The organism is Nocardia sp. NPDC050630 (genome assembly GCF_044457245.1).
Classification (GTDB): domain Bacteria; phylum Actinomycetota; class Actinomycetes; order Mycobacteriales; family Mycobacteriaceae; genus Nocardia.
The window spans coordinates 170,842-190,197 of the sequence record NZ_JBITGN010000001.1 but is presented as its reverse complement, the minus strand read 5'-3'; the positions used below and the strand labels follow the sequence as shown (position 1 = coordinate 190,197).

Genomic DNA, 19,356 nt, shown 5'->3' with positions numbered 1-19,356 from the left:
GAGGCCAACTCCCGCAACAGGTCCCGGCTGGCAAAGCCGCTGGCGTTCTCATCGCACGCGAAGGTGGCGCTGTCGTAACCGATTCCGATGGCAGCCCGCACAGCCTGACTGCGGCACATACCGTCGCGGCAAGCCCGGCCATTGCTCCGCTCTTGCTCGATCTGATAGCAAGCGCCTGGTAGCAACGCCACCAGATCGGCAACCGAGAGATCGTTCTCGCCGCCTCGGTTGTCTCCCGATTCGACTCCGCTACCAGCCGTAATCGGCGAAAAGCCGTTCCGCCACAACCAGAATCAGCTCCAGCGTCGCCTGCACGCACCGCGGTCGACTACTGCAGCTTTTGCTTCATCTCGTCCAGATACGCCAGAATCGGCAGCCCGGCATGGCTGAGGGCATTGCCGTGACCGGTCTGGTGCACATCGAAGACGGACTGGATGGCGGCGTAGAAGCCCTGGACGTCCAGCGTTTGATTCACCGCGCGCTTGGCCTGACGCAGTCCGAACGGCGGCATTTTGGCGATCTGGGTGGCCAGCGCGGTGGTCTGCGCATCCAACTCGGCGCGCGGCACCACCTTGTTCACCATGCCGACCTGTTCGGCCTCGCGCGCGGTGACCGGGCGCCCGGTGAACAGGATCTCCTTGGCCTTGCGCGGCCCCAATTCCCAAGTGTGCCCATGATATTCGACGCCGCCGATACCCATCAGCACGACCGGATCGGAGAAGAGAGCGTCCTCGGCGGCGACGATCAGATCGCACGGCCAACACAGCAGCAGCCCACCGGAGATACAGCGGCCCTGCACCGCGGCGATGGAGGGTTTCGGCACATTTCGCCAGCGCAGCGAATATTCCAGATAGCGGCGCGATTCGACGTTGTAGATCATGTCCAGGGTGATCTTGTCCGGAAGCGGCCCGCCCGAGCGCAGATCATGACCGGAGGAGAAATGCTTGCCTTCGGCCCGCAAAACGATCACCGACACATCGTCATCGGCCGCCGCCCGCGCCCAGGCCGCATCGAGTTCGTCCAGCAGTTCACCGTTTTGGGCGTTCGCGACCTCGGGACGATTCAGGGTGATGGTCGCGATCTTATCGGCGACGGCGTACAGGATGTGCATGGCGAACTCCGCTACCTGGGCAGTCCGAGCACCCGCTCGGCGACGATATTGCGCTGAATTTCGGAAGTGCCGCCGGCAATGGTTCCGGCGAAGCTGCGGACGTACCGCTCGAACCAACTACTGATGAAATTGTCATTGTTCAGCGGGTTGAACGGCGCGGTCATCGCCGGATGGATCAGGCCGTCGGCCCCCTGCGCGGACAGCGCCTGTTCCGCACCGTTCTGCACCGCCTCCGAACCGAGCAGTTTCAGCACCGACAGCGCGGCCACATCCTGTTGACCTCGCGCCTCGCGCGCCAGCGCCGCCGAACCGAGCAACCGCAGCGCCTGGGCATCCATGACCAGCGTCGCGTAACGGTCGCGATCGATGACGGTGCGCGGATGGAAGTCCTCGATCAGCTCCTGCAGCCGGTCGGCGAAACTGAGCCACAGCAGCGTGCGCTCATGTCCGAGCGAACCATTGGCCACGCCCCAGCCGCCGTGCAGCGGGCCGACCAGATTCTCTGCGGGTACCCGGACGTCGGAGAAGAACACCTCGTTGAAGTCCAGATCGTGCGGCCCACAGATGGAGGCGAACGGTCGCCGGGTTACGCCCGGAGTGTCGGTGGGGATCAGCAGCACGCTGATTCCCTTGTGCTTGGGCGCATCCGGATCGGTGCGCACGAAGGTGAGCAGTACGTCGGCGTCGTGCGCGCCCGAGGTCCATACCTTCTGCCCGTTGACCACGAAATAGTCGCCGTCGCGCACGGCCCGGGTGCGCAGCCCGGCCAGATCCGAGCCCGCACCCGGTTCGCTCATGCCGAGCGCCGCGGTGATCTCGGCACGCAAAATCCTTACCGCCCAGTGCTTCTTCTGCTCCGCGCTGCCGAACGACAACAGCGAGGCGGCGATGATGCCGAGCCCCTGCGGATTGAAGCTGTGATACATGCGCCGCTTGGACAGCTCCTCCAAATGCACGTACTGCTGCAGGATTCCGGCATTGCGGCCGCCGAATTCCGGTGCGTTGCCGGGCAGCAACCAGCCGTGGTCGAACTGCAGCCGCTGCCATTCCCGTGCCCAGGGCGGAACCTCCGCACTGGATATCGGGCGATCCTGGGCGGCCACCGCCTCATCGGGCATGAATTCGGTGAGGAAGGCGATGAATTCGGCCCGGAACTCCTCGACCTCGGTATCAAAAGTCAGACGCACGGTACTCCTCGGCGATCAGCGCCCGGTGCTCGGCCGCGCCGCCGAGCAGCAGCTCACCGACTTTGGCCCGCTTGAGCGCGAACTGCAGGTCGTTTTCCCAGGTAAAGCTCATGGCGCCGAATAACTGCATGCCCCGGCCGAATACCTGCGACTGGCATTCACCTGCCGCGGCCTTGGCCATCGACGCCGCCAGCCGTCGCCGCGGATCGTTCTCCCGGATCGTCATGGCCGCGAAATACGCAAGGGCGCGGGCTCTTTCGATCGCGATATGCATATCGGCGGCCTTGTGTTTGACCGCCTGGAACGAGCCGATCGGCACGCCGAACTGCTGTCGGGTGCGCACATGCTCGAGCACCATGTCCAATACCCGTCGACATGCGCCGACCATGGTCAGCGCCAGTCCCGTCATGGCCAGGTGGCGTGCGGGACTCGGATCGACGCGCAGGTAGCGATCGTCGGTCACCCGCACATCGGCAAAGCTCACCTCCGCCAGATGCAGTACCGGATCGAACACGGTCGCCCGCCGCACGGTCACCTCGGCGGCGGGCACCACGAAGACACCAGCCTCGGTCACCACTGCCAACTGCCGCGCGCGATCGCCGTCGAGCACATGACGCGCGGTGCCGCTCAGCAGCCAGCCATCCCGGTCACGCACAGCCGACACCCCGTCGTACACCGCGGCACCCGGTTCCCCTGAACGCACGAAATCCGGTGCGAGCGGGGCGAATTGGGTCATGGTAGCGAGATAGGGGGTCGGGTCGGTGGCCCGACCCAACTCCTCGAGCACGATTGCCAGTTCCACCGCGTCGGCCGGGTTGGTCAGCTCCGTCCATCCCAGTTCGACATAGGTGCGCCACAGACCCTCCGAATCCGCGCCCTTATCGGCCACCTCGCGGATCAGCGTCGGCGGGCACTGCTTGGCGACCACCTCACGGACGGTTTGCTGCCACAGCAGTTGATCGGAGTCGAACTCCAAAAGCATCCGGCCTGCCTCCTTGCCACTCCGACACACTCGTATCCGAGAATAACATTCTCGGATACGGAAAGTAATAGTCTCATCTTTGTTCACTGACACTGCGTCCAGCCAACACGGAGACACCACGTTCTCCGGTACAGTGCATCCATGTTCTCTCTACATGACCGAGGACCGGAGCGCCGGTGACCAGCCCGAGCGAAGAGCCAGCCTGGAAGCAGCGCGCCGTCGAGCGCTCGTTACGAACCGCGAAACTGCGCGCCGAACAGCGCGTTCAGCGTTTCCTCGACGCGGCGCAGGCCATCATCACCGAGAAGGGCAGCACCGACTTCACCGTGCAGGAGGTCGTCGATCGTTCACGTCAATCGCTGCGGAGCTTCTATCTGCAGTTCGACGGCAAGCACGAACTACTCCTCGCCCTTTTCGAAGACGCGCTCGTGCGCACCGCCGACCAACTGCGCGCCGCCGCCGACGCCAAGGCCGATCCGCTGGAGCGACTGCGAGTCACCGTCGAGCTGCTATTCGAGTTGTCCCGGCCCGATCCGGCCGCGCAGCGCCCGCTGTTCACCGACTTCGCACCACAGCTGCTCGTCACCCATCCGGCGCAGGTGAAGGTCGCGCACGCACCGCTGCTCGCGCTGTTCACCGAGCTGATGGAGCAGGCCAAAGACGCCGATCAGCTGCGTTCGGACGCGAATCCGCGACGGACCGGGGCGATGGTCATGCAGACGGTCATGTTCATCGCACAGTCCACCGGTGGCACCGATGAGGAGACCGTGCATCCGATCACCGCGACCGAGGTCTGGAACTTCTGCGCACACGGCTTCACCAAGGAGTGAGAATATCGTTCTCAGTAAGAGAGAGTTTCACTTACACTCGGGGGTATGCCCGACCTTTGGAATGATCTTCTCGGCTGTCTCGACCTGACCGCTCAGCCGTCCCTCGACGACGAATCCGTCTTCGAGGGACGCAATCAGCAGCTCGAGTACTATCGCGTCTTCGGTGGGCAATTACTCGGCCAGTTCATCCGCGCGGCTGACCTGACGTGCCCGGACAAATCGGTCAAGTCACTGCACGCACTGTTCCCGCGCGAGGGCAGGACCGATGAGCCGATCCGCTATCGGGTGCGCCGTCATCACGAGGGCCGCTCCTTCGCCACCGTGACCATCGTCGCCGAGCAGAGCTACGGGGTCGTGGCCACCGCATCGGTATCGCTGCACACGGAGGCGGCGGGGCCGGAGCATCAGAGCGTGCCCGCCGTGCCCGCGCTGCTGAGTGCCGAGCACAAGGTGACGTGGAATTTGCTGCCCTGGGAAACCCGGTCCGCGGTCGATCTCGACGACACCGCCTCCGCCCCAGCCGAATTCGAGTTCTGGATGCGCACACCGGATGTCGATACGCGACTGGCCGCGGCGATCACCGCCTACGCGACCGATCTGAACCTCATCGGCACGGCGCTGCGCCCGATCGAGGGTGTATGCCAGCGCGGTAACGGCACCGCATTCCATTCGGCGGTGACCTCGCACAGCATCTGGTTCCATCGACCGTTCCGTACCGACGAATGGCTGCTGCTGCGTCAGCACAGCCCGCTCATGGCGGGCAGCCGCTGTTTCGGCCGCGGCGATGTGCTGACCGAGAACGGTCGATTGGTCGCCTCGTACGCACAGGAAGCCATGGTGCGCTTCCCCTCCGAGGTCGGGTGAGGAAGTGGTCGTGAATCGAATGGTGATCGACAGATCTGGCGAGGAAAACCACAAGCACCGGGTGGTGCAGTGGGCCACCGGCACCATCGGCGCGCGCGCTCTGCGCGGTGTGGTCGAACATCCGCGGATGGAGTTGGTCGGCCTGTTCGTGCACAGCGCGGACAAGGTAGGGCGCGATGCGGGTGAGTTCTGCGATCTCCCGGCCACCGGTGTGCTGGCCACCGATGACATCAACCGGATCATCGAGCTCGACGCGGACTGCGTGCTCTATATGCCGCTCGTGTTCGATGCGGAGGCGGTGATCCGCCTGTTGACATCGGGCACCAATGTGGTGACGACGTGCGGCCTGTCCCACCACCCAGCGAGTATGGATCCTGTTCTGCGCCAAAGCATTCAGCAGGCTTGTGCACTCGGTGGCACCTCGATCCACAGCACCGGCAGTAGTCCGGGTTTCATCACCGAGGCGGTGCCGCTGGTGCTGTCCTCGATCCAGCGCCGACTCGACCGGCTGATGATCGATGAGTACGCGGATCTGTCGCAACGCGATTCGCCCGCCATGCTGTTCGACGTCATGGGTTTCGGACGGCCACCGGGGGATTCCGACGCGGCCCGCGCGCAACATCTGGCCGCGAGTTTCGGACCGTCACTTCGGTTGGTCGGCGACGCACTCGGCCGCCCGCTGGATTCGATCGAGGCACACGGCTCGGTCGCGGTGGCACGCACAACCACCCGGATCGCGGCGGGCACGATCGAGCAGGGAACCGTCGCGGCCCAACGCACTACGGTTTCGGGCCTGGTGGCAGGCGAACCGATGCTGAGCTTTCGCGCCAACTGGTATTGCACCACCGATATCGAGCCCGACTGGGACCTGCGCGATACCGGATGGCACATATCGGTGGTCGGCGACGCGCCACTGGAAGTCGACCTGCGCTTCCCGATCCCCCTCGAACAAATGGCCGCCGTATCCCCCGCCTATACCGCCAACCGTGCGGTCAATGCTATCCCTTCGGTGTGCGACGCCGAGCCCGGGATTCGGTCGACGCTCGACTTACCGCACATCGCGGCCGCACTCGGCTGAGCGTTTGTCGAGCACATGCGATTTACTGCCGCAGTGGCTAGTTCGCGCGCCAAGCGACCGGCGATGCCACATCGTGGCCCTGCTCGGCTGAGTACCTCGCGGCCGCGCTCGTCTGAGCGGTTATCGGGCCCATGCGATTTACTGCCGCAGTGGCTAGTTCGCGGACAGGCAACAGTGATTGTGCGCATCGCGGTCGCGCTCGGCTGAGCATATCGCAGCCGCACACGGTTGAGCCGTTGTCGGGTGCCCGTGATATCTGTTGCCGCAGGGACCGATTCGGCAAACCGGACAACAGTGATGCCTGCACATTGGGCTGCGGTCAACGAGCAGCGGTGGCGGCCCGCACGTGTTGCGGCAGTGACTATTCGCGGTCAGGCGACGGTGATGTCGGCCAGCAGCGAGTCCACCCGTGCCCGCGCTCGGGCGACCACGCCGTCGCCGGGAGCCACGTGGACACGGCCCGCTTCGATCGCGGCGAGCGCGGACTCGGCGACCTCACGCGGGGACAGGATTCCGCCGCGGGTGGCAGCGAGGCTGCGCATCGACGGGGTCGCGCCCGCCGGTAGTTCGATCGCGCCCAGCGCGGCGGAGTTCTGCCCGAGCGGCGTGTCGACCAGTCCCGGGCACAGCACGGTCGCGCCCAGCCCGGGGGCTGCCTCCTTGAGCTCGAGGTCGAGCGTTTCGGTCAGACCGACTACCGCGTGCATTGTGCCGGTGTAGGGCGTGCGCCCGGGCAGCGGTGCCAGGCCGCCGGAGGAGGCGGTGTTGAGGAAATGCCCGGTGCCCTGGTCGATGAGCAACGGCGCGAATGCCTTGACGCCGTGGACGACACCGAGAATCTTGACCCCGATCATCCGCTGCCAGGTGCCCGCGTCCTGCTCCCACAGCGGCGCGGCCGGACACACCACACCGGCGTTATTGCAGACCAGATCCACCCGGCCGTAGGCATCCATGGTGCGCTCGGCCAGCGCGCGCACCGATGTCTCATCGCTCACCTCGGCCACCACGGCCGTGACCTCGACGTCGCGCAATGCTGCCGCCGCCGCGATCAGGCCGTCCTCGCGGATATCGGAGATGACCAGCCGTACGCCGCGCGCGGCGAGCGCCTCGGCCAGGCCGTAGCCGATGCCGCTCGCACCGCCGGTGATCACGGCGACCTGTCCCTCACGTATCAGCATCGGGCTAATCCTCCTTGCCGGGTGGGTCGAAACGCTGTCAGAGGCTGAGAACCGATGCCGCCGCGGTACCGGGTGCCCCATAGACCTGCGCATAGCCGACACGGGGATTACCCGGCACTTGACGCTCGCCCGCTCGGCCGCGCAATTGCAGCACCAGTTCGTAGACCTGCCGGATACCGGAGGCGCCGATCGGCTCGCCATTGGCGATGAGGCCACCATCGGTGTTCACCGGCAGGCGTCCGCCGATCTCGGTCGCGCCCTCGGCGAGCAACTTCTCCTGGTCGCCGTCGGCGCAGAAACCGTTCTCGGCCATATGGATCACCTCCGCGCCCGCGTCGGTGTCCTGGAGTTGGATCACGTCGACATCCTCGGGCCCGATTCCGGCCGCCTCGAAGGCGGCTCTGGATGCGTACACCGTGGGAGAGACGTCCTCATCGATCGCCGCCCAGGTGCTGTGCACTTCGTACGCGCCGTAGCGTCGCGTGCGGATCGCGGTCGAGCGCAGGTATACCGGGTTGCTGGTGTAGCGGTGCGCGATATCCGCGCGGCACATGATCACGGCCGCGGCACCCTCATCCGGCGAGCAGAACATGTACTGCGTCAACGGATAGTTGAGCATCGTCGAGTTCAGGATCTCGTCTTCCGGAATCGGCTTGCGCCGGAAGGCATTCGGATTGAGCGCGCCATTGCGGAAGTTCTTCGCGGCGACCTTGGCCAGGGTGCGCTGGGAGATGCCGTGCTCGTGTATGTAGCGGTTCGCCTTGATCCCGAAGAACTGGGTGGTGACGAACTGTCCGTTCTCCGCGTACCACGCGGGCAGCCCGAGCTTCGCCGGATCATCGGTGAATGCGCCGCGGGGATGTTTGTCCATGCCGACCGCGATGCCGATCTCGTATCGTCCGGACCTGATCGCCTCCGCGGTCTGTTCGATCGAACTGGCGGCGGTGGCACAGGCATTGAACACGTTCGTGAACGGGATTCCGGTCAGCCCGACCAGCCGGGTTACGGCGTCGGGATTGCTGACCTCATAACTGCCGCCGAAGCCGAACTGAATGTCCTTCCATTCGACACCGGCGTCGGTGAGCGCCAATTGGATTGCGTCGGCGCCCATTTCGATGGCCGACTTGGCGAAGCGGCCGAACGGGTGCAGGCCGACGCCGATAATGGCAACGTCGTTCATGTCATTTCTCCTCGGTAGCCGTGCTTCAGGCCGGTGCGAAAGCGACAGTGACGACGTCGTTCCCGTCGTCGTCGACATACAGGGGGACGAAGGCCAGCTCGACATCCATCCCGAAGCGCAGCTCGGCCGGATCGGCCACGGTTAGCCGGGCCTCCACCCGCACGTCATCGCCCAGTTGGACCAGACCGATCCCGAACGGCTCGAAGTTCTCGGCCGACTCCTTGCCCGCGTACGGCAGTTTGGGGACGAAGCCCTGGGTGGTCCAGGCCACGAGCGTGCCGCGTCGGGGCAGCAGCCGTTCGGACATATCCGGGCCGCTGCACCTGGGGCAGCGCGGTTGTCGGGGCCAGGTGACCGCGCTGCATGCGGCGCAGCGGCTGCCGATCAACTGCGGGTGCTGCGCCGGCCACGTCGAGACATCGGGCGCGAGGGCCTTTGCCATGCCGTCCTCCATTAGATGGAAATGTCATTCTCATAAGATGTATACGCTATTTCCGGCGAAATGCGAACCAGTCGCTCCGCCGCGGTGTAGGCGTCCAGCCGTCCGGCCGCGACCGAGTCCGCCAGTGCCGCCAACGTCGGATCGGTCCGCAAGCGGGTCTGTGCCAGCGACAGGATCTGCGCCCGCGCCCGCGCGGTCCGCCGGTCGAGAGTGTCGGCGCGGTGGTGCGCGTCGATCGCGGCCACCAGCTCGGTGATCCCGACGCCCTTCGCTGCGACCAGGGCGAGGATCGGGGCGGCCGACTCCTGATGCAGGTCCCGTACCGTCTGGTCGGCGCCGTCCCGGTCGGCCTTGTTGACGACCAGGATGTCGGCGACCTCGAGCAGGCCCGCCTTCGCGGCCTGAATCGCGTCTCCCGCACCGGGATTCAGAATCACCAGGGTGGGGTCGGCGATCGCGGCGATCTCGATTTCGGACTGCCCGACACCGACGGTTTCGAGCAGGATCAGCTCATGGCCGAGCGCGCCGAGCAATCGGATGGCGGCGGGCACCGCGGCCGCGAGACCGCCGAGATGGCCGCGTGTGGCCACCGAGCGGATCAGCACATCGGGATCATTGATGTGCTGCGCCATCCGAATTCGATCACCGAGCAACGCACCGCCGCTGTACGGCGAGGACGGATCGACCGCGAGCACCGCCACCCGCAGGCCCTGCTCGCGGTAGGCGGCGACCAGCGCCGCGATCGTGGTCGACTTCCCCGCGCCCGGCGGCCCGGTGACTCCGATGACCCGAACCGGGACCGCGTCGAGCAATGCGAGCACCTCGGCGCGCTGCGGTCCCTCGACCGCACTCAGCAACCGGCCCGCCGCCCGCACCGATCCGGCCCGCGCGGCGGCAATGAGCTCCGCGATAGTGCCCACGCGCTAGGGGGCCGGAACCTCGATGACGGTGGCCGATCCCATCCCGCCACCCGCGCACAGTGCCGCGATTCCGAAACCGCCACCACGACGACGCAATTCGTGCACCAGCGTGACGATCATCCTGGCGCCGGTGGCGGCGACCGGATGGCCGAGCGAGCAGCCGCTGCCGCTGAAGTTGACTCGATCAGGATCGATATCGAGCGCCTTGGTCGCCGCGATCGGCACCGAGGCGAACGCCTCGTTGATCTCGTACAGACTCACCTGCGACAGCGAAATACCGGCCCGCGCAACGGCCTTGGTGATCGCCTCGATCGGCGCCAGCCCGGTGTCGTGCGGATCGACGCCGACCGAGGCCCACCCGCGGATAATGCCGAGTGCGGGCAAGCCGAGCCGATCACTGGCAATGGCCAAGGCCGCGGCGCCGTCATTGGAGCCCGACGCGTTGCCCGCGGTGATGCTGAAGCCCTCGATCTCCGGGTGCAGCACCTTCAATCCGGCCAGCTTTTCCAGACTGGTGTCCCGGCGCGGGTGCTCATCGACCGCGAACAGTCCGTGCGGAGTGTCGATCGGCACGATCTCCTCCTTGAACCGGCCCTCGTCGATGGCAGCGATGGCATTGCGGTGCGAGCGCAACGCCCACGCATCCATCTCCGCCCGCGAGATTCCGGACGCCACCGCGGTGTTCCAGCCGACCGTGATCGACATGTCCAAGCAGGGCGCGTCGGGCCGGTCCGGATGGCTCGGCGCGACCCACGGGTCGATCCATTCGTCCGCGCCGACCCGGAAACGCACACGCGGCGCGGTGGATTCGGAATTCACGCCACCGGCGATGACGAGTTCGTCCATCCCCGCCCGGATACCGGCGGCCGCGGTCTGCACAGCGGCCATGCCCGCTGCGCAGTGCCGGTTGTGCGCCACACCGGCGACGTTGGTCAGTCCAGCGGTGATCGCCGCGTGCCGAGCCAGCACGCCGCCGCCGTAGCGGCCCTCACCGAGAACGACGTCATCGATACGTGCCGGGTCGAGCCCATCGGCGGCCGCGGCCACCACATGCTCGGCCAGGTCGAAGGCATTGGTATCGCGCAGCGTGCCCTTGCGGGCGGTTCCGATCGGAGCGCGCAGGGCAGACACGATGACAGCTTCAGGCATTGGAGTTCTCCATTTCGGTGACGAGATTGCGGCGCAGCAGTTTTCCGGTTTCGGTCTTGGGCAGTTCGCTGCGGAACACGATGGTGTCGGGCGTCTTGGACGACCGCAGCCGCGTGCGGACCCACTGTTTGATCTCCTCCGGCTCGCCGACTCCGACGAGCACCGCGACCAGGCGCTGCCCCCACTCCGGATCCGGCACCCCGATCACCGCGGCTTCGGTGATGCCCGGATATTCCAGCAGCACGTCCTCGATCTCGGCGGGCGCGATGTTCTCGCCGCCGCGGATGATGGTGTCGTCGGCGCGTCCCTCGATGAACAGATAGCCATCGGCGTCCAGGCGGCCCAGATCCCTTGTTGGAAACCAACCTTCGTCATCCAGCGCGCTGCGGCCGCCGTATTCACCGGAGATCTGCTCGCCGCGCACGAATACCAGCCCAATCTCCCCCGCCATGGCGGGCTCACCCGATTCCGCGCGGATCTGGATCTCGATCCCGGGTAGCGGCTGCCCCACCGAGCCGAGTCGATCGCGGGCGGCCGGATCGTCGGAGCCGAAGGCCGCGCGGTGATCGTCGGGTCCGAGTACCGCGATCGAGGATGCGGTCTCGGTGAGTCCGTACGCATTGACGAAGCCGGTATCCGGGAACACCCGCAGCGCGTGCTCGAGCACCGGGCGCGGTGTGCGCGAGCCGCCGTAGGCGAGGCTCGCCAGCGTCGGCACACCCGCGTCAGCGCCGTCGACGGCCGCGACGATGCGCGCCAACATGGTCGGCACCAGCATGGCGTGGGTGATTCGTTCGCGCCGAACGGTTTCCAGCCAGCCGGCCGCGTCGAACGCGGCGAGATAGACCACGCGGCGGCCCGAGTAGAGATTCGACAGCAGATTTGTCAGGCCCGCGATGTGATAGGGCGGCACCGATACCAGCGCCGCATCCGTCTCGTCCGCGGCGCCGAACTCGACGGTGTTCAGCAGGTAGGCCATCAGATGCCGATGCCGCAGCAGCGCCGCCTTGGGTTCGGAGGTGGTGCCGCTGGTGTAGATGATCGCGGCGACCGCATCGCCATCCCATGGCACCTCGAGTTCAGCCACATCGTCGCCCTCCTGGACCAAGGCGTCGAGGTCCTCAGGCCGCAGCACCAGCGCCCCCGGATGACGATCCAGCAACGTGACCAACTGCTGCTCGCCGAGTCGATAGTTCAGCGGCACGAATGGCACCCCGGCCAGCGCCGCCCCGAAGAGCGCGACCGGATACGCCAGGTGATTCGCCCCCAGATACAGCACCGCGGGGTGCCGCTGGAACCGGACGGCCGCGCGCCGCGCATTGCCGAGCAGGGCGGCGGCGGTCAGCGAGCGATCGCCGACCGTGATCACGGTCCGATCGCCCGCCGATGCGGCCATGTCTAGGATCATGCTGATGTTCATGAGAACATTATTCTCTCAATAGGAGAGTGTTAGTTGCAAGAGAGGATTGCGATATGCAGATCAGTGGGAGCGCTGCCATCGTCGTCGGCGGCACCGGTGGACTCGGCGAGGCCACCGTGCGTCGCCTGCACGCCGCCGGAGCGAAGGTGGTGGTCGCCGATGTCGCCGACGACAAGGGCAAGGAACTCGAGAAAGAACTCGGCATCCGCTACGTGCACACCGACGCGACCAGTGAGGAGTCGATGCTCGCCGCTATTGCCGAGGCGGAATCCCTTGGACCGCTCCGCATTTCGGTCGACACCCACGGTGGCCCGGCTACCGGTGGCCGCCTGGTCGGCAAGGACGGCTCACCACTGGCGCTCGACGGTTTCCGCACCACCATCGAGTTCTATCTGACCGCCGTATTCAATGTGTTGCGCCTGTCGGCGGCGGCCATCGCCAGAACCGAGGCGCTGGACGAGGGTGCCCGCGGCGTCATCGTGAACACCGCCTCGATCGCGGGGTACGAGGGCCAGATCGGCCAGCTCCCTTACTCGGCGGCCAAGGGGGGCGTCATCGGCATGACTCTGGTGGCGGCCCGTGACCTGTCCCCGCTCGGCATCCGGGTGGTCACCATCGCGCCGGGCACGGTCAATACGCCCGCCTATGGCAAGGCCGCCGACCAGTTGGAGGGCTACTGGGGGCCCCAGGTGCCCTTCCCCAAGCGGATGGGCCGCTCGGTGGAATACGCGCAGTTGGCCCAGTCGATCATCGAGAACGACTACCTCAACGGTGAGATCATCCGACTCGACGGCGCGCTGCGCTTCCCACCGAAATGAACGGGCGACCGTATCCCGGTTCAGGCGAAACACTCAGCGGCAAGGTCGCGTTCGTCGCCGGCGCCAGTCGCGGCATCGGCGCGGCGATAGCCGCCGGACTGGCCGGTGCCGGTGCGGCGGTGGCCGTCGCCGCGCGCTCGGAAACCGAGGGCAAGCTGCCGGGCACCATCGGATCGGTCGCCGACCGGATCACCGCCGCGGGCGGAACGGCACTGCCCGTGGTGTGCGATGTCACCAGCGAGGAGTCGGTCGAAAATGCGGTGGCCACAACGGTTTCCGAATTCGGCGGCATCGATATCCTGGTCGCCAACGCGGGCGTGATGTGGCTGGGCCCGATCGAGACCACACCACTCAAGCGCTGGCAGCTGTGCATGAACGTCAATCTGACCGGCGTCTTCCTCACGACCAAGGCCGTCATACCGCATCTGAAAGCCCGCGGCAGTGGCTCACTCATCGCGATCACCACCACCGGCGTCGATATGATCCGCGGCGCCAATGCGTACTGGGTATCCAAGGCCGCCGTCGAACGCCTCTACCTCGGCCTGGCCGCGGAACTGAAGGACGACAACATCGCGGTCAACTGCCTGAGTCCGACTCGGGTCGTACTCACCGAAGGCTGGCAAGCCGGCGGCGGTGGCCAGGAAATTCCACCGAACATGGTCGAGCCACCGGAAACGATCGCCCGTGCCGCCGTGCTGTTGGCGGGCCAGGATGCGGCCGGGATCACCGGCACGGTGCAGCGCTCGGAAGTGCTGATCCCGAGGGGATGATCGGCGCGGGAAGCCCCGAAGACGGACGGACTTCGGGGCTCTCCGGTCACCGATCGGCATGCCCCCTTCGGGCGAATGTCGGCGGCAGCGGCGTGCGCAGCGCTCATTCGTAGTCGACGGTGATGGAGTCCGTGTCGGGTACGGCCTGACAGGTGAGGACATACCCCTCGGCGAGTTCGTCGTCGGTCAGGGCATCGTTGCGGCGGAGGGTGGCATGGCCTTTCGTCACCTTGGCCATGCAGGTGGCGCAGTTACCGGCTTCGCAGGAGAACGGGGGCGTGAGACCGGCGCGGCGGGCGCTGTCGAGTAGTGTTTCGCCGTCCTTGCGTGGAACCGATTTCTTCTTGCCGTTGAGGATGATCGTCACGGTGTTGTCGGTGGTCGCGCCAGGGGTGGCGGTGGGCGTTTCGACAGTCGCGACGGGGGTTGTGGCCGTTGGGGTTTCGACGGCTACGGGCAGCACCGGAGCCGGTGCGCCGAATCGCTCACTGAACACCAGCCCCGGTCCGGGCACCGCACTCTCGACCATCTCCATGAAGGCCTCGGGTCCGCAGACATAACTGTCGCCGCTGCCGTCCCCTCCGACGAAATCGCGGATCGCGTCGGGAGTCAGGAAACCCAGGTCGGCATCGAGGTGACGGATCACCTCGAGCCGCCCCGGATAGCGGTCGACCAATTCCGCGAGCACGGCCTCGAAGATCACCGACTCGCGATCGCGATCCGCGCATAGCAGCCGCACCCTCCTAGAGGTGCTCACCAGCGCGCTTTTGGCCAGCGACAGGATCGGCGTGATGCCGCTGCCGCCGCTGAAACCGAGCAGCGGTACTTCGGTGGGTCGTAAGCAGAATCGGCCTGCCGCCCTGGTCAGCTCCAATTCGTCGCCCTCGACCACATTGTCGTGCAACCAGTTCGAGACCTGTCCGCCGGGCACCCGCTTGACCGTGGTCATCAGTTCACGGTCGGTTTCCGGCGCACTCGACATCGAGTAGGAGCGGAACAGGTCCTTACCGTCCACGTGTACTCGGAAGGTGCAGAACTGCCCGGATTGATAAGCGATCGGCCCGTCATGGGGGGCGAGCACGTACGTGCGCGCGTCGGCGCTCTCTTTAACGATCCGCGTTACGGTCGCGCGCTGGAACAACGGGGGTCTCGCCATGAACTGCCTCCTCCTGGTATTAAGATTCTAGTACAAGGAGAATTATATTCTCACTAGCGAGACAGGATCTTCTCAAATGGGGTCGAACGACAGCCACCGCGGTGCCGCCCCCGCCGCGACCGTGCGCACCGAACCGGTCGCACTGGCCTTCGAGTACCGCGAATACACGCACGGGCAGCTCGACCGGCTGGCCGCTGGTCTGGCCGTGGAATTGGCGGGGCGGGGTGTGCGCGCCGGATATCGCGTCGCGCTGATGTCGTCGAACCGGCCGGAATTCGTGGTCGCCTTGCTGGCGACGTGGCGGTTGGGCGCTACACCGGTCCTGATCAGTCCGGCCTGGAAACGTGCCGAGGTCGAATATGCGCTGGCACTGACCGAACCGGTGTACGGACTCGGCGATTCGCCGATATTGGCCGAGCTGCTGCCGACCCGTCACCTCGATGACCCGATCACCCCGCTGACACGCACGTTCGGGCGACCCGATCCGGAATCCGACGCAGTGCTCGTATTCAGTTCGGGCACTACCGGATTGCCGAAAGCGGTGCGGCACACCCACGCCTCGCTCGCCGCGGCGGTGCGGCACTGGACCCAGGTACTGGAGTTGAACTCTTACGACCGCTTGCAGATCGTCACGCCGCCCTCGCACATCCTGGGGCTGCTCAATATCGTGACCGTCTTGGCAGCGGGCGCCTGGATGCGGCTGCACCGGCGCTTCGATCTGGAACGGATGCTGCAGTGCATCGCCGAGGACCGGATCACCATCGAAATGGCCGTCGCGCCCATCGCTTTGGCAATGGCCGCGCATCCCGAGCTCGAGTCCTATGACCTGTCCTCGCTGCGCCACATCATGTGGGGCGCGACGCCGGTCACCGCCGCAGTCGCCGAAACCGTCACCGCCCGAACCGGTGTCGGTTGGCTGCCCGCATACGGAACCACCGAGCTGCCGGTCATCGCGTGCAGTCCGATCGGGGATGTGCGCTACGACAGCGTTGGAAAAGCAGCGCCGGACGTGCAACTGCGGGTGGTGTCGACGGCGACCGGGGAACCTCTGAGCCCAGGTGAGATCGGTGAAATCCAGGCGCGGTCGCCGTCGCTGATGGCCGGTTATCTACCGGCCGAGGCGACCGGCGACGCCTTCGACGATGGCTGGTACCGGACCGGTGATATCGGCCGAATCGACGCCGAAGGCTGGGTCCAGCTGACCGACCGATCCAAGGAAATGATCAAGGTCCGCGGCTTCCAGGTGGCACCCGCCGAAATCGAGGCCGTGCTGCACGGACATCCCGCGGTGGGCGACTGCGCGGTGTTCGGCGTCGCCGACGCCGCCGACGGGGAGGCGATCGTGGCGGCAGTCGCCCGCACCGCGCCCGTCACCGCCGACGAACTCATCGCACTGGTCGGCGACCGGCTGGCCGGATACAAGCGACCGCGCCGCGTGGTTTTCGTCCCCGAAATCCCGCGCCTGGCCTCCGGCAAGGTGTTGCGCCGAATTCTCAAGGAGCAGTATGGACGTTCGTCTCACGAGTGAACAACGACAGTTGCGCGACGCCGCCGCGAAATTGGCCGATGACCTCGGCCCCGGCTCGGTGCTCGACCTCGACGACGCGGCGCGGGTGACCCGGCTGGAGAAGGCGGTCGACCAGACCGGCTGGCGGGCGCTGCGTTCGGACGGCGCCTCCGGAGTCGAGGTGGCGATCGTGGCCGAGGAGTTCGGGCGCGGTTTGGTCGATGTGCCGTTCCTGGGGCCGGTACTGGCAGACCATCTGCGCGGCCCGGCCGACGACGATCACCGCTGGACCATGGCGGTGACGGGCCGGGCGATCGACGCGCACAGCGCCGAGCGCGCGCTGGTGATCGACGACGGCCGACTGCTTGTCGGCCGCGTCGGTGCTGAACTGCCCGGTGCCGATCTCACCAGGGTCGATGCGGAACTCACCGGTCGACTCGACTTCCTCGGCGAACTGTCCGCCGAGCAGGTGGCTCAGTGGCAGGCATTGGCGTTGGTGGCAACCACCGCGGATCTGGTGGGCATCGCCCGCGGCGCACAGTCCCTAGCCGTCGAATACGCGAAAGTCCGGGCGCAGTACGGCAATACAATCGGCTCGTATCAAGCGGTGGCACACCTGCTCGCCGAGAGCCAGGCCCTGATCGAAGGATCGATCAGCGTCGCACGCCACGCGGCCTGGTCGGTCGACGAACTGCCGCATGCCGAGTCGATGCGGGCGGCACGGATCGCGAAGCTGTACTGCGCGCGGGCCGCGCGGACGGTGTGCGAGACCGCGATTCAAGTGCACGGCGGCATCGGCAACACCTGGGAGTGCCTGGCGCACGTCTACCTGCGTCGGGCCCTGACCTCGACCGAATTGTTCCCCGTCAGCCTGGAGGAGATCGACCTTGGACTTTCGTGACGCACCGCAGGAGGCCGAATTCCGGGCCCGCCTGCGCGCCTGGCTGGCCGAGGTGGCCGGGACCTTTCCGACCTCGGGTGATGAATATTGGGCGCGGCAGGGCGAATGGCATCAGGCGCTCTACGCGGCCGGATTCTTCGGACTGTCGTGGCCGCGAGAATTCGGCGGCCACGACCTCTCGCCGGTCTACGACGTCATCCTGGACGAGGAGTTGGCGATCGCGGGCGCGCCACCGCGGCCCAGCCTCGGTTATCTGGTCGCTGGCCTCGGACGGCACGCGAGCAAAGAACTGCGGCAACGGTTCCTGCCCGGCATGATCAACGGCACCGAGCGCTGGTGCCAGGGCTTCAGCGAGCCGGGGGCCGGTTCGGATCTGGCCGCGCTGACGACCACCGCGACGCGCGAGGGCGATCACTACGTCGTCAACGGCCACAAGATCTGGACCAGCTATTCCGATGTCGCCGACTGGTGCCTGCTCTTGGCGCGCACCGATCCGAATGCGCCACGGCACAAAGGTATTTCGGCCTTCATCATCTCGATGAAGCAACCGGGTGTGCGGCAGCGGCCACTGCGGATGATCAGCGGGGTGACCCGGGAATTCGGCCAGGTGGAATTCGACGGGGCTATCGTGCCCGCGGATCAACTGGTCGGTGCGCCCGGTGCGGGCTGGCAGCTGGCGATGACGGTCGTCGGACATGAACGCGAGCCGTCCACTTTGGGATTCGCGGCGCGATACGGAAAGCTGGTGCGCCAGTTGGCCGCTCGTGTCGAGGGCAAGGCGCCCGAGGAACTCGCCTGGGCGGCGGTGCAGACCGAGATGCTGCGCCTGCACGTGCGGCGCCGGCTCTCCGAACAACTCGACGGCGTCACCCACGGGCCCGACGGGTCGCTGGACAAGCTGCTCATGACCTGGGTCGACCAGGCAGTAGGCCATGCGGCGCTGGCCGTCGGCGGTACTCGCGATCCGGAACTGCTCGGGTCCTACTTCTACAGCCGCGCACAGAGCGTCATGGGCGGTACCTCGCAGATACAGAAGAACATCATCGCCGCGCGCATCCTGGGATTGGGAGTTCGAAATGTATGAGATGCCAGCCGAAATCGATGTCCGCGCCGAGGGACCGGTCCGAATCATCACGCTGAACCGGCCCGATGCCCTCAATGCCGTCAACGACCCACTGCACAACGGGTTGGCCCGCTTGTGGCCGCGGCTCAGCGCGGACCCGCAGGCGCGCGTAGCCGTGCTGACCGGCGCGGGCCGGGCCTTCTCCGCGGGCGGCGATTTCACCTACCTCGAAGAACTCAGCCGCGACAGTGCGCTGCGCACGAAGACCATCGCCGACGGCCGCGACATCGTGCTCGGCATGGCCCGCTGCCGGATCCCGGTGATCGCCGCGGTCAACGGTCCGGCGGTTGGCCTCGGCTGCAGCCTTGTCGCGTTGAGCGATATGGTCTACATCGCCGAAACCGCGTATCTGGCCGATCCGCACGTGCAGGTCGGTTTGGTCGCCGCCGATGGTGGCCCGCTCACCTGGCCACTGCACACGAGCCTGCTGCTGGCCAAGGAATACGCGATCACCGGTGCGCGCATCCCCGCCGCGAGGGCCCGTGAGATGGGCCTGGTCAACCACGTCGTCGAAGATCCCGTCGCGGAGGCGATGGCGTGTGCTCAACGGATGCTGGAACTTCCGCAGCAGGCGGTGGAAAGCACCAAGCGCGTGCTCAACCTGCAACTAGAGCGGGCCGTGCTGGCCACGCTCGACTACGCCCTGGCGGCCGAGGATCTGACGTTCCAGAGCGCGGACTTCCGTGCCAATATCGCCAAATTGACCGCCAAGCGCTGAATATGCGAGCCTCCGACGACTC

Annotated in this window: 19 protein-coding genes; 9 read left to right on the top strand and 10 right to left on the bottom strand. The window is 66.4% G+C overall.

Annotated elements, in window-relative coordinates; translation table 11 throughout:
- Positions 1 to 328 precede the first annotated feature (328 nt).
- The 3 genes from ACIBG0_RS00630 to ACIBG0_RS00620 are packed head-to-tail and all read right to left on the bottom strand — an operon-like array spanning position 329 to position 3,280.
- A complete protein-coding gene (locus ACIBG0_RS00630) occupies positions 329 to 1,111 on the bottom strand; it encodes an enoyl-CoA hydratase (RefSeq protein WP_397027950.1) in 783 nt (260 codons plus the stop codon).
- Between the two features lie 11 nt (positions 1,112 to 1,122).
- The gene (locus ACIBG0_RS00625) at positions 1,123 to 2,298 is read right to left on the bottom strand and encodes an acyl-CoA dehydrogenase family protein (protein WP_397027948.1); all 1,176 of its coding nucleotides are present in this window, start codon (positions 2,296 to 2,298) and stop codon (positions 1,123 to 1,125) included.
- On the bottom strand, positions 2,282 to 3,280 hold the full coding sequence (locus ACIBG0_RS00620) for an acyl-CoA dehydrogenase family protein (protein ID WP_397027947.1): 999 nt from the start codon (positions 3,278 to 3,280) through the stop codon (positions 2,282 to 2,284). Before ACIBG0_RS00620 ends, ACIBG0_RS00625 begins: the two co-directional genes overlap by 17 nt.
- Before the next feature lie 176 nt (positions 3,281 to 3,456).
- On the opposite strand from ACIBG0_RS00620, the gene ACIBG0_RS00615 reads away from it, so the two are divergent.
- Genes ACIBG0_RS00615 through ACIBG0_RS00605 form a run of 3 tightly spaced genes read left to right on the top strand, consistent with a single transcriptional unit; the run spans position 3,457 to position 6,052 of the window.
- Entirely contained in the window at positions 3,457 to 4,110 is a 654-nt protein-coding gene (locus tag ACIBG0_RS00615) for a TetR/AcrR family transcriptional regulator (RefSeq protein ID WP_397027946.1), read from the top strand.
- Between the two features lie 45 nt (positions 4,111 to 4,155).
- Positions 4,156 to 4,974, top strand: coding sequence for an acyl-CoA thioesterase (locus ACIBG0_RS00610; RefSeq protein ID WP_397027945.1), 819 nt, complete (start codon positions 4,156 to 4,158; stop codon positions 4,972 to 4,974).
- A 19-nt stretch (positions 4,975 to 4,993) separates the two neighbouring features.
- Positions 4,994 to 6,052 (top strand): dihydrodipicolinate reductase, encoded by a 1,059-nt coding sequence (locus tag ACIBG0_RS00605; RefSeq protein ID WP_397030126.1) that lies wholly within the window; start codon positions 4,994 to 4,996, stop codon positions 6,050 to 6,052.
- A 371-nt stretch (positions 6,053 to 6,423) separates the two neighbouring features.
- Here ACIBG0_RS00605 and ACIBG0_RS00600 read toward each other — a convergent pair whose 3' ends face one another.
- Genes ACIBG0_RS00600 through ACIBG0_RS00575 form a run of 6 tightly spaced genes read right to left on the bottom strand, consistent with a single transcriptional unit; the run spans position 6,424 to position 12,341 of the window.
- Positions 6,424 to 7,230, bottom strand: a complete 807-nt coding sequence (locus ACIBG0_RS00600) for an SDR family NAD(P)-dependent oxidoreductase (protein ID WP_397027943.1) — start codon at positions 7,228 to 7,230, stop codon at positions 6,424 to 6,426.
- A 37-nt stretch (positions 7,231 to 7,267) separates the two neighbouring features.
- Positions 7,268 to 8,410: a thiolase family protein gene (locus ACIBG0_RS00595; protein WP_397027941.1), complete on the bottom strand. Its 1,143-nt coding sequence runs from the start codon at positions 8,408 to 8,410 to the stop codon at positions 7,268 to 7,270.
- Positions 8,411 to 8,435: 25 nt separating this feature from the next.
- Entirely contained in the window at positions 8,436 to 8,852 is a 417-nt protein-coding gene (locus ACIBG0_RS00590) for a Zn-ribbon domain-containing OB-fold protein (protein WP_397027939.1), read from the bottom strand.
- Between the two features lie 11 nt (positions 8,853 to 8,863).
- Entirely contained in the window at positions 8,864 to 9,772 is a 909-nt protein-coding gene (locus tag ACIBG0_RS00585; protein WP_397027937.1) for an ArgK/MeaB family GTPase, read from the bottom strand.
- Positions 9,773 to 9,775: 3 nt separating this feature from the next.
- Positions 9,776 to 10,921, bottom strand: a complete 1,146-nt coding sequence (locus tag ACIBG0_RS00580; protein WP_397027935.1) for a thiolase family protein — start codon at positions 10,919 to 10,921, stop codon at positions 9,776 to 9,778.
- Positions 10,914 to 12,341 (bottom strand): class I adenylate-forming enzyme family protein, encoded by a 1,428-nt coding sequence (locus ACIBG0_RS00575; protein WP_397027933.1) that lies wholly within the window; start codon positions 12,339 to 12,341, stop codon positions 10,914 to 10,916. The genes ACIBG0_RS00580 and ACIBG0_RS00575 overlap by 8 nt, the downstream gene beginning before the upstream one ends.
- A 53-nt stretch (positions 12,342 to 12,394) precedes the next feature.
- Here ACIBG0_RS00575 and ACIBG0_RS00570 point away from each other — a divergent pair, with 53 nt between their 5' ends.
- A complete protein-coding gene (locus tag ACIBG0_RS00570) occupies positions 12,395 to 13,159 on the top strand; it encodes an SDR family NAD(P)-dependent oxidoreductase (RefSeq protein ID WP_397027931.1) in 765 nt (254 codons plus the stop codon).
- The gene (locus tag ACIBG0_RS00565) at positions 13,156 to 13,929 is read left to right on the top strand and encodes an SDR family NAD(P)-dependent oxidoreductase (protein ID WP_397027929.1); all 774 of its coding nucleotides are present in this window, start codon (positions 13,156 to 13,158) and stop codon (positions 13,927 to 13,929) included. The genes ACIBG0_RS00570 and ACIBG0_RS00565 overlap by 4 nt, the downstream gene beginning before the upstream one ends.
- Before the next feature lie 103 nt (positions 13,930 to 14,032).
- On the opposite strand, the gene ACIBG0_RS00560 is transcribed toward ACIBG0_RS00565, so the two are convergent.
- On the bottom strand, positions 14,033 to 15,085 hold the full coding sequence (locus ACIBG0_RS00560; RefSeq protein WP_397027927.1) for a 2Fe-2S iron-sulfur cluster-binding protein: 1,053 nt from the start codon (positions 15,083 to 15,085) through the stop codon (positions 14,033 to 14,035).
- Between the two features lie 76 nt (positions 15,086 to 15,161).
- On the opposite strand from ACIBG0_RS00560, the gene ACIBG0_RS00555 reads away from it, so the two are divergent.
- From ACIBG0_RS00555 to ACIBG0_RS00540, 4 genes are read left to right on the top strand one after another with little or no spacing between them, the layout of a single operon-like run.
- Positions 15,162 to 16,613 carry a class I adenylate-forming enzyme family protein gene (locus ACIBG0_RS00555; protein WP_397027925.1) on the top strand — a complete coding sequence of 484 codons (1,452 nt, stop codon included), beginning with the start codon at positions 15,162 to 15,164 and terminating at the stop codon, positions 16,611 to 16,613.
- A complete protein-coding gene (locus ACIBG0_RS00550) occupies positions 16,591 to 17,493 on the top strand; it encodes an acyl-CoA dehydrogenase family protein (RefSeq protein ID WP_397027924.1) in 903 nt (300 codons plus the stop codon). The genes ACIBG0_RS00555 and ACIBG0_RS00550 overlap by 23 nt, the downstream gene beginning before the upstream one ends.
- Entirely contained in the window at positions 17,480 to 18,577 is a 1,098-nt protein-coding gene (locus tag ACIBG0_RS00545; RefSeq protein WP_397027922.1) for an acyl-CoA dehydrogenase family protein, read from the top strand. The genes ACIBG0_RS00550 and ACIBG0_RS00545 overlap by 14 nt, the downstream gene beginning before the upstream one ends.
- The gene (locus tag ACIBG0_RS00540) at positions 18,570 to 19,334 is read left to right on the top strand and encodes an enoyl-CoA hydratase/isomerase family protein (protein WP_397027920.1); all 765 of its coding nucleotides are present in this window, start codon (positions 18,570 to 18,572) and stop codon (positions 19,332 to 19,334) included. The genes ACIBG0_RS00545 and ACIBG0_RS00540 overlap by 8 nt, the downstream gene beginning before the upstream one ends.
- Positions 19,335 to 19,356 lie beyond the last annotated feature (22 nt).